The sequence below is a fragment of the Pseudoalteromonas sp. GutCa3 genome (assembly GCF_002836155.1).
In the GTDB taxonomy this organism is placed as follows: Bacteria; Pseudomonadota; Gammaproteobacteria; order Enterobacterales; family Alteromonadaceae; genus Pseudoalteromonas; species Pseudoalteromonas arctica.
Genome location: NZ_PJBK01000067.1, coordinates 34,197 through 49,668, shown reverse-complemented (window position 1 = coordinate 49,668; position 15,472 = coordinate 34,197). Strand labels below are relative to the sequence as shown.

The 15,472-nt window shown below is 38.5% G+C and carries 14 protein-coding genes; 8 read left to right on the top strand and 6 right to left on the bottom strand.

Going from position 1 to position 15,472, the window contains the following annotated elements:
* Nucleotides 1–107 precede the first annotated feature (107 nt).
* Nucleotides 108–1,760, top strand: coding sequence for a long-chain-fatty-acid--CoA ligase FadD (fadD, locus tag CXF64_RS10180; protein WP_101216940.1), 1,653 nt, complete (start codon nucleotides 108–110; stop codon nucleotides 1,758–1,760).
* A gap of 51 nt (nucleotides 1,761–1,811) precedes the next feature.
* A complete protein-coding gene (rnd, locus tag CXF64_RS10175) occupies nucleotides 1,812–2,942 on the top strand; it encodes a ribonuclease D (protein ID WP_007583273.1) in 1,131 nt (376 codons plus the stop codon).
* Between the two features lie 314 nt (nucleotides 2,943–3,256).
* On the opposite strand, the gene minE is transcribed toward rnd, so the two are convergent.
* Genes minE through minC form a run of 3 tightly spaced genes read right to left on the bottom strand, consistent with a single transcriptional unit; the run spans nucleotide 3,257 to nucleotide 5,041 of the window.
* The gene (gene minE / locus CXF64_RS10170) at nucleotides 3,257–3,520 is read right to left on the bottom strand and encodes a cell division topological specificity factor MinE (RefSeq protein ID WP_004334706.1); all 264 of its coding nucleotides are present in this window, start codon (nucleotides 3,518–3,520) and stop codon (nucleotides 3,257–3,259) included.
* Between the two features lies 1 nt (nucleotide 3,521).
* Nucleotides 3,522–4,331 carry a septum site-determining protein MinD gene (gene minD, locus CXF64_RS10165; RefSeq protein ID WP_007583272.1) on the bottom strand — a complete coding sequence of 270 codons (810 nt, stop codon included), beginning with the start codon at nucleotides 4,329–4,331 and terminating at the stop codon, nucleotides 3,522–3,524.
* 5 nt (nucleotides 4,332–4,336) lie between these two features.
* Nucleotides 4,337–5,041: a septum site-determining protein MinC gene (minC, locus tag CXF64_RS10160; RefSeq protein WP_007583271.1), complete on the bottom strand. Its 705-nt coding sequence runs from the start codon at nucleotides 5,039–5,041 to the stop codon at nucleotides 4,337–4,339.
* Between the two features lie 155 nt (nucleotides 5,042–5,196).
* Here minC and CXF64_RS10155 point away from each other — a divergent pair, with 155 nt between their 5' ends.
* Both CXF64_RS10155 and CXF64_RS10150 read left to right on the top strand, forming a co-directional pair.
* Complete coding sequence (locus CXF64_RS10155; protein WP_007583270.1) at nucleotides 5,197–5,478, top strand: YcgL domain-containing protein; 282 nt, start codon at nucleotides 5,197–5,199, stop codon at nucleotides 5,476–5,478.
* The gene (locus CXF64_RS10150) at nucleotides 5,471–6,487 is read left to right on the top strand and encodes a lytic murein transglycosylase (RefSeq protein ID WP_007583269.1); all 1,017 of its coding nucleotides are present in this window, start codon (nucleotides 5,471–5,473) and stop codon (nucleotides 6,485–6,487) included. The genes CXF64_RS10155 and CXF64_RS10150 overlap by 8 nt, the downstream gene beginning before the upstream one ends.
* Nucleotides 6,488–6,527: 40 nt before the next feature.
* Here CXF64_RS10150 and CXF64_RS10145 read toward each other — a convergent pair whose 3' ends face one another.
* Nucleotides 6,528–7,073 (bottom strand): GbsR/MarR family transcriptional regulator, encoded by a 546-nt coding sequence (locus tag CXF64_RS10145; protein ID WP_010552940.1) that lies wholly within the window; start codon nucleotides 7,071–7,073, stop codon nucleotides 6,528–6,530.
* Between the two features lie 206 nt (nucleotides 7,074–7,279).
* On the opposite strand from CXF64_RS10145, the gene adhP reads away from it, so the two are divergent.
* Complete coding sequence (gene adhP, locus CXF64_RS10140; RefSeq protein ID WP_007583268.1) at nucleotides 7,280–8,290, top strand: alcohol dehydrogenase AdhP; 1,011 nt, start codon at nucleotides 7,280–7,282, stop codon at nucleotides 8,288–8,290.
* A 128-nt stretch (nucleotides 8,291–8,418) separates the two neighbouring features.
* Here adhP and CXF64_RS10135 read toward each other — a convergent pair whose 3' ends face one another.
* On the bottom strand, nucleotides 8,419–10,839 hold the full coding sequence (locus CXF64_RS10135; protein WP_101216939.1) for a TonB-dependent receptor: 2,421 nt from the start codon (nucleotides 10,837–10,839) through the stop codon (nucleotides 8,419–8,421).
* 218 nt (nucleotides 10,840–11,057) lie between these two features.
* Nucleotides 11,058–12,335, bottom strand: a complete 1,278-nt coding sequence (locus CXF64_RS10130) for a Xaa-Pro dipeptidase (RefSeq protein ID WP_101216938.1) — start codon at nucleotides 12,333–12,335, stop codon at nucleotides 11,058–11,060.
* Between the two features lie 154 nt (nucleotides 12,336–12,489).
* Between CXF64_RS10130 and CXF64_RS10125 the strand changes: the two genes are divergently transcribed.
* The 3 genes from CXF64_RS10125 to CXF64_RS10115 all read left to right on the top strand — a co-directional run bounded on the left by CXF64_RS10125 (nucleotide 12,490) and on the right by CXF64_RS10115 (nucleotide 15,453).
* Complete coding sequence (locus CXF64_RS10125; protein ID WP_101216937.1) at nucleotides 12,490–14,331, top strand: DUF885 domain-containing protein; 1,842 nt, start codon at nucleotides 12,490–12,492, stop codon at nucleotides 14,329–14,331.
* Nucleotides 14,332–14,428: 97 nt separating this feature from the next.
* Entirely contained in the window at nucleotides 14,429–14,941 is a 513-nt protein-coding gene (locus CXF64_RS10120; RefSeq protein ID WP_024591051.1) for a YcgN family cysteine cluster protein, read from the top strand.
* Nucleotides 14,941–15,453, top strand: a complete 513-nt coding sequence (locus CXF64_RS10115) for an RNA methyltransferase (protein WP_007583259.1) — start codon at nucleotides 14,941–14,943, stop codon at nucleotides 15,451–15,453. The genes CXF64_RS10120 and CXF64_RS10115 overlap by 1 nt, the downstream gene beginning before the upstream one ends.
* The last annotated feature ends 19 nt before the right edge of the window (nucleotides 15,454–15,472 follow it).

Sequence of the window (15,472 nt, the reverse complement as noted above, 5' to 3'; positions counted from 1 at the left end):
TTGTGTTAAATGTGGGATTATTCCTGCATTAGAGTATTTGCTCAATTGTTAAAGCGCCTTACTTAGATTAAGGTTAATAAAAATATAATTATAAACAGGGGCTAAGAGTGGAAAAAATCTGGCTTAAGCGCTACCCAGAGGGTATGCCTGAAACAATCGATCCTGAGCATTACAACTCGTTACTCGAAGTGTTCGAAAAAAGTTTTAGTGACTACACCGATTTACCTGCATTTACGAATATGGGTAAAACGATGTCTTACGATGAAATAGACACAGCAACAAAAAAAGTTGCTTCCTATATTCAAAATGATTTGGGTCTTAAAAAAGGTGACAAAGTTGCCGTAATGATGCCTAACTTACTACAAACACCAGTCACAATTTTAGGTGTTTTGCGTGCAGGTTGTGTGGTTGTAAATGTTAACCCACTTTACACAGTACGTGAATTAGAGCATCAGCTAAAAGACTCTGACACTACAGCTATTTTCATCCTAGCAAACTTTGCTGACACACTTGAAAAGTCACTTGCTCATACTGATGTTAAGCATATTGTGGTCACGCAAGTAGGCGATATGGTTGGCGGGCTTAAAAAGCATGTAGTTAACTTTGTCGTGAAGCACATTAAAAAAATGGTGCCAAAGTTCAACTTGCCTAACACAATTAAATTTTCAGACGTTTTAGCTGCAGATGAAGCTAAATATACGCGCCCTGAAATGAGCTTGTCTGATCTTGCATTTTTACAGTACACCGGTGGCACAACAGGTGTATCTAAAGGGGCAATGCTGAGCCATGGCAACATGGTTGGTAACCTTGAACAAGTTTCAGGTTGTTTAGACAAAGTGTTAAACCGTGGTGAAGAAGTGGTTGTGACTGCTTTACCGCTTTATCATATATTTGCCTTAACAGCTAACTGCCTAACATTTATGAAGTACGGTGGTTTAAATATATTAATCACAAATCCACGAGATATGCCTGGGTTTGTTAAAGAGCTAGGTCAGCATAAATTCACTGCTATTACTGGTGTTAATACGTTATTTAACGGTTTATTAAACACACCAGGTTTTGCAGAGCTTGATTTCAGTCATTTAAAAATGTCACTTGGTGGCGGTATGGCCGTGCAACGTCCTGTTGCTGAAAAGTGGCAAAAAGTGACTGGCTCAAAATTAATGGAAGGCTATGGCCTTACAGAATGTTCTCCATTAGTAACTATTAGTCCTTATGATTTAGAAGCATACAACGGCTCTATTGGTTTGCCTGCGCCTAATACTGAGATTAAGCTAATACTTGATAACGGTGAAGAGGCCGCTAAAGGTGAACCGGGTGAAATGTGTGTGAAAGGCCCGCAGGTTATGGTGGGCTATTACAAGCGACCAGATGCAACAGCTGAATGTTTAAAAGATGGCTGGTTTGCAACAGGTGATATTGCAACTTATGACGATGAAGGTTTCTTCTTTATTGTAGATCGCAAAAAAGACATGATCATCGTATCTGGCTTTAATGTTTTCCCTAATGAGATAGAAGAGGTAGTGGCTATGCACGAAGGTGTGCTTGAAGTTGCTGCTATTGGTATTCCTCACGATGTAAGTGGTGAACAAGTTAAAGTTTTTGTTGTTAAAAAAGACCCTTCTTTAACTGAAAAAGATATAATAAGTCACTGTCGTGATAATTTAACTAATTACAAGGTCCCCAAGCTGGTAGAGTTTAGGGATGAGTTACCTAAAACTAACGTAGGTAAGATACTCCGAAGAGCCTTGAAAGATTAGCAACCTATAAAAAAGCCGACATATGTCGGCTTTTTTATTGTAGGAGATTAAGTGCAATACCAATTGATCGAAACCCAAAATCAACTGAACACTTTTGTTGAACAAATAAAAAATAAACCTATTTTAGCTATTGATACTGAGTTTATGCGTCGTCGTACTTTGTATCCAGAAGTTGCACTTATCCAAGTTTTTGATGGTGAGCATTTAGCGCTTATTGACCCATTAGCAGAACTTTCACTATTTGATTTTTGGGAAATACTTAAAGATCCTGCGGTTTTAAAAGTACTGCATTCTCCTTCAGAAGATATTGAAGTTTTTCAAAAGTACGCAGGCTTTGTCCCAGCCCCATTATTTGATACACAATTTGCGTTGCAGCTACTCGGTGAAGGTAACTGTATGGGTTTTGCTCTTATGGTAAAAGAGCTGCAAGGTATTGAAATAGATAAAAGCGAGTCACGCACTAACTGGCTGCAACGCCCGTTAACTAAAAAACAATTAGACTACGCGGCTGCTGATACTTTTTACTTATTACCGTGTTTTGAGCTGATTATCGATCGCATTAATGCCGCTGGCTTCTTTGACATTGTAATAAACGAAAGTGAATTGATTGCCAAAAAACGTGCATTTCAAACACCTGACGAGCTTTTATATAAAGATATTAAAAATGCATGGCAACTTAAACCGCACGAACTTGCGGTGTTAAAAGAGCTTGCTGTATGGCGAAGAAATAAAGCTATCAAGAAAAATTTGGCGCTTAATTTTGTGTTAAAAGAACATAACATGACTGAAATTGCCAAACGTGGTCCTTCAAGTTTAAATGCTCTACGTCAAATTCCAGGTGTTGAAGCTATTGAAGTTAATCGCTCTGGTGTAGATATAATAAAGTGTATTGAAGCTGCCAAAGAAGTTCCAGATGCTCAGCACCCTGATGTACTTAAGCGCTTAATTGATTTTCCTACTTATAAAAAAGTAGCAAAAGATATAAAACAAAAAATCACTAAAGTAGCTAAAGAGCATAATATTCCAGAAGATGTTATGGCTTCTAAAAAGCAAGTCAATCAACTGATTAGTTGGAATTGGAAGTTAACTAATGAGCAAAAACAGAGTCATATAAAGCCTGATTTATTGAGCTCTTGGCGATATACCTACGTTAAAGACGCTTTAAAAGAATGGGATACTTAAGACTAGATATTTTTTTTACTGTGTAATACTTATACCAATCCGCAATAATACTTAATCATTTTGCGGCGCTAAACGTGTCGTTACCTGTGTTAAAAAAATCTCATTTAGAACAACTAAATAGCGAATTTTTTGCCTAGCTATCAACACGTTTTTCCATCCTCAAAATTGATCACTTAATTAAGCGAATTGGTATTATCTATAATTTTTGTGTTACATAGTTAAAAGTTTTAATTGCACGAAGGGGATTAAAACGTACATATTTAGAAAGTTATTGCGAAAATAAAGAGGGCGCTTATAAAGCGCCCTTTCTTCAATTACTTCTTTTCTTCATCAGGTAGCGTAACGTTTAGCTCAAGTACGGCTAAATCGTCTTCGTTCTGATCAAACTGAACCTGAACTGCATCGGTACTTACGTTCACGTATTTACGGATCACATCTAAAATGTCTTGTTTTAATTGTGGTAAGTAATCCGGCGTTCCTCGTTGAGAACGCTCGTGCGCGACAATGATCTGCAATCGCTCTTTTGCTAGTGACGCACTGTTTTTCTTTTCTGAGCGGAAGTAGTCAAGTAAAGACACGTTAACCTCCAAAAATCCGTTTAAATAAGCCTTTTTTCTCAACGTCTAAGAAGCGAAAATCGACGGTTTCACCTAGTAAGCGGTTAATTGCATCAGAATAAGCTTGGCCTGCATCAGATTCTGTATCCAATATAACAGGTTGGCCTGAGTTTGAAGCACTTAATACCGCTTGCGATTCAGGAATAACACCTAATAGTGGGATTGACAGAATATCTTGCACATCTTCTACCGATAGCATTTCACCTTTTTCAACACGACTAGGATTATAGCGTGTTAATAGTAAGTGTTCTTTAATGTTTTCTAGGCCTTCTTCAGCACGTTTTGATTTGCTGTGTAAAATACCTAAAATACGATCCGAATCTCGAACTGACGACACTTCTGGATTTGTTGTCACGATTGCTTCGTCAGCAAAGTACATTGCCATCATAGCGCCAGCTTCAATACCTGCTGGTGAATCACACACAATGTAATCAAAGTCTTCTTTTAATTCGTTTAATACGCGTTCAACACCTTCACGAGTTAATGCGTCTTTATCACGAGTTTGTGAAGCGGGTAGTAAAAATAATTTATCTACACGTTTATCTTTAATAAGCGCTTGGTTAAGGTTTGCCTCACCATTAATTACGTTTACAAAGTCATAAACAACACGGCGTTCACAACCCATAATTAAATCTAAGTTACGTAAACCAATATCAAAGTCGATAATAACTGTTTTATAGCCTTTTAACGCTAAGCCTGTGCCAATTGCAGCACTTGATGTTGTTTTACCAACACCGCCTTTACCTGAGGTAACGACAATTACTTTTGCCATGAGATTTATCCTTTAACCAAAGCTGAAATTTCTAATGATTCGTCTTTTTGTTGTATTTGCACTGCATTTCCCCAATGTTCACCTTGTAGTGAATCACTGATCCAGTAGTTACCATCTATTGAAACCAGCTCGGCCTCAAGTTTTTGGCAAAAAATGTGTGCTTCTTTAAAACCTTTTGCGCCTGCAATAGCGCGACCGCGTAGCGTGCCATAAATATGCACATTTCCATCGGCAATAACTTCAGCACCATGACTAACCGCGCCAAGTACTATCAAATCTCTATCTTTTGCATACACTTGTTGTCCAGAACGAACTGTACCGCTAATAATTTGCGCTGGTAAATGCACTGTTTTTTCTACAATCGACGTATTAGCCTCTTGTTTAACAGGTTCGCTCTTAACGTCTTGTGAATAATTCAAAACAGATAAGCCAGCAGCTTTAGCTTGTGTATGTTGCTCATCTGAGCCATTACATACACCAACAGCGTTAAAGCTCATACGCTCGATTAATGACTTTAAGTGTACAAAATCAAGTGAACTGTTTTTAATTTCAATTAAATTAACAACAATAGGAGCACCCTCAAAAAACTTAGGGGCCTGGGCTATTTTTATATATAGTTGTTCTGCTAAAAGGTTTATATCAGTACTATAAAGATGCAAAACTGATAACGTAAAAAGATTCCCTTTTAACTCAAAAATTTGGTCCGACATACACGCTCAATTGAATTGTCTGATTAGAAATTAATTTTAGATAAACGTAGGCTGAATAGGGCCTTTATTGAAATTTCTAATCTAATTTTTCTAACTTATTATTACTCTCATGTTATAGTGTGCGGCATTGTTAAGCAAGAATTTATAGGGTCATAATGCTCACTGCAGTATATAAAAGTAAGAAAAAAGCGGATACGTTCTTATTTGTTGAAAAAAGAGATGATTTTGACAAAGTTCCGGAACCTTTAATGGCTATGTTTGGTCAACCTCTTTATGTGATGATCATCAACTTAGCAAAACGTGAGCATTTAGGTGGGTCTGATTTAGAAGCTGTAAAAGGTGCACTAAGTGATCAGGGTTATTATTTACAACTTCCTCCACCGGAACAAAATTTGCTAAGTCAGTTACGAAAAGAAAATGGAGTTGATAGTGATTAAAAAACTTATCGTTATATTATGTGGTGTATGTTTAAGCTCATCTGTGATGGCAAAAACACAGGCCGAATTTCAAGATTATTTAGCAAATTTAAAGCAAGAAGCCATCTCAAAAGGCTATGAAGCAAAACTTATTGATGATGCTTTTGCAACAGCAACATATAAAGAAAAAGTGGTTTCGGCTGATAAAAACCAGCCAGAAGTAAAAGAAACCCTTGAAACGTATTTACCAAAACGCGTACCACAGTGGAAAATAGACCGCGCACGCAAGCTTTATGCAGAAAACAAAGATGTACTTGAAAAAGTAGCGAAAGAGTTTGGCGTACAAGCACGCTTTATAGTGGCATTGTGGGGACTTGAAAGTAACTTTGGCGCCATTCAAGGTGGCCATAATGTTATTTCGTCACTTGTTACACTTGCTTTTGATGGACGCAGAGAAGCGCTTTATAAACGCCAACTTTGGGCTGCACTGGATATTTTAAAATCGGGTCACATTACCTTAGATAAATTTAAAGGGTCGTGGGCAGGTGCTATGGGGCAAACACAATTTATGCCTACATCGTTCAACGCTTATGCGGTTGATTACAATAATGATGGTCGCAAAGATATTTGGACCACAAAGGAAGATGCTTTTGCCTCAATTGCTAATTATCTAAAGCAAGAAGGGTGGAACGACTCTCTTACGTGGGGTCGCCAAGTTCAATTACCTGAAAACTTTGACAGTAAATACGTTTTAGTACGCGGTACTAAAACACGTAAGCAGTGGTTAGAATATTGGAATGACTCAGAGCGCTCATTAGCTGATTGGCAAGCACTGGGTGTTCGTAAAGCTGATGGTTCTGATTTACCTAATGTAGACGTACGTGCTGCACTGGTTATGCCTGATGATATAAATGGCCGTATGTACTTAGCGTACGATAACTACAAAGTGTTTATGCATTGGAATCGCTCGTATTACTTTGCTACTAGCGTAGGTTACTTGTCGGATAGAATTGGTTATCCAAAAATCTAATTATTAAAATATACATAAAAATAAAGCCGCAATTGCGGCTTTATTCTTTTTTGAATATCTTATCTTTTAAGTCAATAACTTTACCAATTCCAGAACCTAGCTTCATCAGCTTATTAAGTTGCTCTGGTGTTAAACGTTGCAGCTCTGATGACCATTTAGTGACAGTTTCAAGTAGGTTGTGAATTTCCCCCATTTGTTTTTGTGCGTAAAGTTCATCGTCGTTACTGGCTTCATCTAATAAGTTATCGCGTAGTAATGTTAAGGTGGGCTCAATTTCGCGCTTTTTACGTTCTTCAAATACGCGATTTGCCATATCCCAAATATCGCCAGCAGGGGCGTAGTACTCTTTTCGATCGCCAGGAATATGCTGCACTTTAATTAATTGCCATGATTGCAACTCTTTAATACCCATGCTTACATTACCGCGAGAAATACTAAGCGCATCTGCAATCTCATTGGCTGTCATTGGATTTTTAGTAATAATCAGCAAACCACACATTTGCCCAATCGTACGATTGAATCCCCAGCGGCTGCCCATCTCTCCACAATGCATTACAAAGGCAAAATTCTTTTCGGATAAACTCATAGCTTAGTAACTTTCAGTAATTTCAGAAAGTAAATGCTAGCACGCTCATTTTGGATAGCAAGTTCTTAGCCATTTTATAAATTGATTTTAACGACTAAAGTATGATTTAGATTAATATTTATACATCTATATTGGGATATGTTGTACACAAAAATACGTAAATAAATCCTTATTTTTAATTTTTTTTCACATACGATGGAATGACTATGAAAGCTGCAATTAATAATGAATACAAAGGTAAATTACAAATAACAGATCTGCCAATTCCTGAGGTTGGAATAAACGATGTTTTAGTAAAAATAGCCGCTTGTGGCGTTTGCCACACCGATTTACATGCCTGTCATGGTGATTGGCCGGTAAAGCCAAAAATGCCATTAGTTCCAGGGCATGAAGGAGTTGGTGTTATTGATAAAGTTGGAAGCAACATTAAGCACTTAGAAGTTGGCGATAGAGTGGGTATTCCTTGGCTCTATAGTGCATGTGGGCACTGTGAGTTTTGCCTAGATGGCAAAGAAACACTGTGTTTATCGCAGCATAATACTGGCTATTCTATTGATGGTAGTTATGCAGAATATTGTTTAGCGCATGGTGATTATGTTGTAAAAATACCTGAGGGATTAGGCTTTTCTGAAGCTGCCCCATTATTTTGTGCAGGTGTTACAACCTATAAAGCATTAAAAGTATCCGGTGCTAAACCTGGGCAGTGGGTTGCTATTGTTGGTGTAGGCGGGCTTGGTCATTTAGCAGTACAGTACGCTAAAGCAATGGGTTTTAATGTAATAGCTGTTGATACAGGTAAAGAAAAACTCGCGCTTGCTAAAGAGCTAGGCGCAGATATTACCCTCGATTTTAAAGAAGTTGTTCCTAGCGAAGCTATTTTTGAACAAGTAGGTGGCGCGCATGGCGTTGTGTGTACTGCGGTATCTAAAGCTGGGTTTGAACAAGCTTATAAGAGTGTACGCCGTGGCGGTAAATGTGTATTAGTGGGATTACCTCCAGAGGATATGCCGCTTCCTATTTTTGATACTGTGCTTAATGGCGTGTCAGTAGTGGGCTCTATTGTTGGTACACGTAAAGATTTGCAAGAATGCTTGGAATTTGCAGCGCAAGGTAAAGTAAAAGCGATTATTGAAGAAAAACGCTTAGAGGACATTAACGAAATTTTTGATGATATGCTCAAAGGTGAAATTAACGGTCGCATAGTGGTTACTATTTAATTTAGATTAAGCATTTATAAAACACAAAAAAGCACGGCTTCTAAATTAGAAAACCGTGCTTTTTAAGTATTTAATTAACCTGAGCTCTGGTTGAGATAGATTTATTATCCAGAGTTCAGGTTAACTAGTTAAAGTGTGTAACTAAAACTTAGTTTTGCATTACGTTCTTCGCCTGGCATACCACCTAAAAACATTGCTTTTGAGTAATATTTTTTGTTAAACAAATTATTTAAGTTTAACTGCATATGCCATTTATCCGTTGTATACGATACCGCTGTATCGTAAGTCGTGTAACTTGGTACGTAACCATCAGGAATCGAGAATGAACTTGAATTAGTACTTCTGTTATCTACAAATGTAATACCACCACTTATATTTACAGCTTCAGGTAAATTAAACATATCCGCGTAGTAGGTTACCCATGTACTTGCTGTTACGTAAGGTACACCTTTTTGGCGTGTGTCGTAACTGCTGCTGTTAGGATTACTTTTGTCACGTGCATCTTGATAAATACCGTTTACGTTTACTTTCCATTTATCATTTAAGTAAGCGTTTAAATCAAGTTCAATACCTGTTGTTTCTTCTTTACCATCATAATAGCTTTCAGGTACATTTGAGCCTGATGTTAAAGCGTCATAAAGCGGATTTGCGTATTCTAAATTAGTACGAGAGCTTTCGAATATAACAACAGAAGCTAGTAGCTGATCATCAAACGCTTTAAATCTAAAACCTAAATCGTTACTCATTGATTCAGAATCTTCTCTGTCTGCTTCATTACCCGCCACAGAGCCTAATACACTATACGCTGTACGGCCTTTTGAATGATTTACAAATACAGATAAATCTTCAGATGGCTGATACGTCGCCCCCAGGTTATACGTTAAGCCAGAATCTGATGTACTCGCTTCAGGTGTTGGCTCTGCGCGGCTTGAGCTATAGCGCTCATCTACACCAAAGTGCTCGTAAGTTTGCTCAATTCGGTTATATGCTACACCAATACGCGTTGTAAGCTCTTCAGTAAGATAACCAACATGTTGAATGCCTAAGCCCCATGCTTGTACTTTTTTATTGTAGTCGCTGGTTTTAAGTGGATCGAAGTCATCAAAGCTGCCAGATGGCCAATTTGGTTCTCTTATATCGTAAATATACGGCAATGAACCTTGGTACGTTACATCACCAGCATCGTTTGTGAGTACGTAATCTTGATCCCATATTGAGAATTGTTTAAAACGAATATCTCTATCTTCGTAGTTTGCGTTAACAAGTAATTCGTTATCTACGTCGCCTAACATAAAGTCATAACGTAAATCTAAAAAGTACTGCCATGATTTTTCATCTGCTTCTACTTGGCGGTATTCTTGGCGACGTGCTGCATACGGGTAAAGTACACCGTCTTCAACTAATGGAGCACGAGGGTCGTTATTAATAATTCCATCACGAGTAGAGTAAACGTAGTTATAAGCACCTGTTTGGCGCGCAAAACTTGATGTGTAGTTACGGTACTGTAGCTGCTGGTTTAAAAACAAATCGTCAGTAATGTAATAGTTATGCGTTAATTTAAAACGCAGTTCTTCACCTTCGTTAGCATCAGCCATTGGTGAAATAATACCATTTGTGCCAAAGCTATAAGGTGTTAATCCATCAGATGCAGATAGCGAATTAGCAAGTTGGTCGCGTTGTGCATCACTTAACTGTACGCCGCTTCCTGTCGGATCGTTTACTAAATCGGCACCGGTTACTTCACCCGCGCTTAAACCATTTGCAGTTTCTGCATTGTAAATACGAATAGGGTGACCAATAGAATCAACCGCTATTTCATCTTTTATATATGCTGCAGAAAGCATGATGTTTTGTCTGTCGTTTAGCACGTATTTAAGCGAAGTATAAATTTCGTCGCGATCTTCTTTTAAATCGCGAAAGCCGTCACTTGACGCTGTTTTAGCCATTACACGATAGGCCAAGTCATCTGTTATAGCGTTAGTGCTATCAAACGATAATGAATAGCTATCCCACTGGCCAAGCTCAGCCGATACTTTGTGTTTTTCTTCAAACTCTGGCTTTTTCTCAATTAGGTTAATTACGCCACCCGCACTACCAATGCCATATAAACCTGTTGCTGGGCCTTTTAAAACCTCAACAGATTCAACATTTGTAAGTGAACGAGTTGGGTTGAATGTATTACCCAGGCCTGCACCACCATACATACCATCGTAGGTGTAGTTTGCATCTAAACCACGAATTACTAAGTTATCACCAATACCGTAGTTATTACCTGCTTGTGTTAAACCACTTACGTTTCTAACTAAATCTTGTAGGCTATCTACACCTTGAGATTCAATAAGTTCACGGTCAATAATCACAACCGGTGCAGGTGTTTCCATTAAAGACATGTCTGATTTAGTAGCAAGACCTGAGCTCATCACCACGCGGTTTTGTTTTTCGTATACGCTGATGCGTTCAATATCAGCATCAACTTGTGTATTTTGGGCAAATGCCATATTTGCATTTAAACAAGCAAGAGTAATAAGAGAGTACTGAAACGTTTTCATAGAGTGATAACTATTCGCGTTATTGAATTTGCGCGAATGATAATGGTTATTGTTTTTAAAGTGAATAGAAAGTTCATTTTATTTGATTAAATAAAACTGTTCGGATAATTAATACACAAAACCAAGCCTAATAAGGGTACGGTGTACCTTTTATAGGATATTTGAGATGGCTGAGGGGTTTATTAAGGCTAAGTAAGCTCAGCCTTAATAGCTTGTATTTACAATTGGTTTTTATAAACAACACCTGCTTTCATAACAAAGGGTACTGACTCTAAGGTTTTAATGTTTTTAAGAGGGTTTGCTTTTACAGCAATTATATCAGCTGCAAATCCGGTTTTAATTTGTCCTAACTGAGTATCCATTTTTAATAACTTAGCGCTATTAATAGTGGATGCTTGAATGGCTTGTAGTTCTGTCATGCCAAATTCAACCATGCGGCTAAACTGTTTTGCATTATCTCCGTGCGGGTAAATTGCTGCATCTGTTCCAAAGACCATTTTCACACCCGCTTTTACAGCACGGCTAAAGCTATCACGTTGCCTTTTTGATACTTGGCGTTCTTTATTTAGATTTTCTTCGTCTACGCCATTTTGCTCGCCATAAGTTAGCGTGTATTCGGTGTTATAAATATCCATAGAAAGCCAAGTTCCATGCTCTTTGGCAAGGGCTATCGCTTCGTCATCTAAAAAGCTGGCGTGCTCTACGCTATCAACACCTGCTTTAATGGCTGTTTTAATCCCGCTTGTACCGTGTGCATGAGCTGCAACAGGTAAATCTCGCATATGGGCTTCATCAACGATGGCTTTCATTTCTTCAAAAGAATACTGCTGTGCACCTACTTTAGTCCCTTTTGAAAATACTCCACCTGTGGCGCAAAACTTAATAGCGTTTGCCCCGTATTTAATGTTTTCGCGTACTTTTATACGCGCAGCCCATGGACCGTCTGCAACGCCACTTGAAGTATATTTAAGCTCAGGAGGTAGGCGGTTGTTATCACAATGCCCGCCAGTAATTCCGAGTGATGGGCCTGCAGCCCAAATACGAGGGCCAACTATGTCACCTGCATTTATGCCGTCACGCACTGCTATAACGCTGTAACCTTCAGCGCCAACATTACGAACTGTTGTAAATCCGGCTTCTAAGGTTCTTTTAGCAAAATGAGCCGCTTTAATTGCCATTCTAGGAACTGACTGGCCTAAACGTTCACTGCGCGGCACAGTTGGATCGCTTGTTAAATGCACATGCATATCCATTAAACCTGGCATAAGGGTTAAATCAAGTAGTTGAATATGTTCATCATCTTTAGTCAGCGTTGGTTTTTTATTTTGTTCAATGTTTGTAATTACACCATCATCAATAGTAATCAAGGGCGATTTAATGAGCGTGCCATCTTCAACATTAACCATGGCTTTAGCCGATAGGTATGTAACTGCATGGGTATTAAAAGTGGTTAAGCAAAGTAAGGCAATAGAGGTGCTGAGTAGTTGTTTTTTCATTTTATTTTTCTTTTAAATCATATTTGAATTAATAGAAATGTAACAAGTTCAGATAAAAGTGCAAATTTAATACGATGAATGCAATCTATCGTAATTTCTTTATTAAGCACGGTTTAATGCGCATAATTAAAAAACGATATTAAAAAGGATTATCATGAAATCAATTAAATTAGCATTAGTTGCCAGTGGCGTTATGTTTGCTTTAAGTGGCTGTATGAATACTGAGCTTAGTACACACACTAATACCAGTGCGCAGTTAAACACCGTTAACGCATCGGCAGGTATTGTTTCAGAGCTTTCGGCAGAGCAACAGCTCGATGTACTTGTTGCGCAGTATTACGATGAATCGCTCACATACAGCCCCATCAGTGCAACGTATAATGGTCGTAACGAGTTTAACGATCAATTCACGCCTGAGATTTCAAAAGAAAATAGAGCTAAAAAAGCGGCTTTTTATAAAAAATATCAACAGCGCTTAAACTTTATAGATAAAGCACAGTTAACAGGGCAGTCGCTTTTAAGTTTTGAAATATTAGAGCGCGACCTTGCACTTAAATTAGAAGGCATGCAGTTTCCTGATTATTTACTACCAATTAACCAAATGGCGGGTGCGCATAACACCTTTGCAGGTTTTGGTTCAGGTCAAAGTGCTCAGCCGTTTAATACCGTTGAAGATTACACTGCTTTTATCTCGCGTAGCGAAGGTTTTGTAAAGTGGCTTGCCAGTGTAGAGCGCTCAATGGCGCAAGGCATTAAACTAGGTATTACGTTACCAAAACCACTTGCTGAAAAACTGCAGCCACAATTTGCGGCTCATGTAGTTAAAAATGCTGAAGACTCACTATTTTGGGGACCAATTAAAAAATTACCAAACTCGTTTAGCGCACAGCAAAAGCAAAAAATTACAGCGCAGTATCGTCAATTGATTATGCAGCACTTAGTACCGGCTTATAGAAGCATGAGTGACTTTTTAGCTAATCAGTATATTGCAAATAGCCGAGAAAGCGTTGGTTATAGTGACTTACCAAACGGTAAAGCATGGTACGAATACCAAATTAAGAAAAACACGACGCTTAGCTTATCTGCAGATGAAATTCATGACATTGGTTTAAGTGAAGTGTCGCGTATTCTAAGCGAAATGAAAAAAGTAAAAGAAACCGTAGGCTTTAAAGGTGAGTTATCTGAATTTTTTGACCATTTACGTGATTCAGATGAATTTTACTACAACACGCCTGAGGAGTTAATTGCGGCATATGAAAACGTTAAGAAAAAAATAGACGCGCGTTTGCCTCTGCTTTTTAACATCGCACCCAAAGCACCTTACGTTGTAAAAGCGGTTGAAGCATACAGAGCGCAGTCTGCAGCAGGTGCATCATACGCATCTCCGGCACCTGATGGCTCTCGCCCTGGTATTTTTTATATCAATGCTTATAACTTAAAAGCGCAGCCTAAATTTTTACTCGAAACTTTATCAATTCACGAAGCAGCCCCGGGCCATCACTTTCAAATAGCACTTCAGCAAGAAATAGAGGGCTTACCTGATTTTCGTAAATTTGGTGGCTACACTGTGTTTGCAGAAGGTTGGGCGCTTTACGCAGAAAGCTTAGGCAAAGAGCTTGGCTTATTTACCGACCCTTATATGTGGTACGGGCGTTTATCGGATGAGCAATTACGCGCTATGCGTTTAGTGCTTGATACTGGTTTTCATGCAAAAGGGTGGACGCGTCAACAAGGTATAGACTACATGCTTGCAAATTCGTCTATGGCTAAAAGTGATGTAATTGCTGAAGTAGAGCGCTATATAGCATGGCCAGGCCAAGCGCTTTCTTACAAGTTAGGGCAATTTAAAATTCAAGAATTACGTGATTTTTCTAAAAAAGAACTCGGCAATAAATTTGATATTAAAGCGTTCCACACGCAAATATTAATTGATGGCGCATTGCCAATGCCAATCCTTGAGGAAAAAATTAAGCGTTGGGTTAAATCTCAAAGCTAATTTGTAGCGCAAAGCCTGTACTTTGAAAGGGTATTGGCTTTGCGCCATTTACAGCAATACGGTAGAATGCGCGCTCTTTAGGGGGCACGAGTAAACTATGTTTGATCAACAATTAGCAAATACACAATTTTGGCTTAAAAAAAGCTTAAGCGACATGAGTCAAAACGAATGGGAAGCCATTTGTGATGGATGCGGAAAATGTTGTTTAAATACGTTTATTGATAGCGAAGATGAAGACGAATTTACCGCCACCGATCAGTTACGCGAAGGTGAGCAATTAATATTTACTAATATTGTATGTCAGTATCTTGATAACAACACCTGTGGCTGTAGCGAGTACGAAAACCGCCAAACGCTTGTTCCTTCTTGTGTAAAACTCACAAAAGAAAACCTTAAAGACATCTTTTTTATGCCACAAAGCTGCAGTTACCGTCGTTTACATGAAGGCCGGGGTTTGGCTTCTTGGCACCCATTATTAAATAGTGGCGATAAAACAAAGATGCATGAGCTAGGTATTTCTGTAAAAGACAAAACAGTAAAAGATTGCGATGTAAAGCTAGACGACTTTGATTTGTACATTGCAGAGTGGCCAACAAAGGACGCTGAGTAATGAGCAAACAACAAGCGGTAATTGGTTTAATCAATCCTAAAAGCCCGACTAATGTTGGCGGTGTATTGCGTGCAGCAGGTTGTTACGACGCCAAACAAGTGTTTTTTACCGGTAATCGTTACTTAAACGCTAAAAAGTTTCATACCGATACTAAGAACGCACTTGAGCGTATCCCTTTAACTGAAACCAATAGTTTAGAAGCGGTAAAACCAGAGGGCGCAACCGTTGTTGTTATTGAGCTTATTGAAGGTGCAACACCTTTACCTGAGTTTAAGCACCCTGAAAATGCGTTCTATGTTTTTGGCCCTGAAGATGGCTCTGTGCCAAAAGACGTTTTAAAGTGGTGTGATGAAGTGGTATATATTCCAACTATTGGCTGCATGAACTTAGCGGCTACCTGTAATGTTGTTTTGTATGATCGCTTAGCTAAATTAGGCGGCGTTGAGAGTAGTGACGATACTATTATTAGCTCTCGTGATACAAACAATAAAATGAGGTGGCAAAAAAGCTGATTAGTTAAGGTTTATTTGT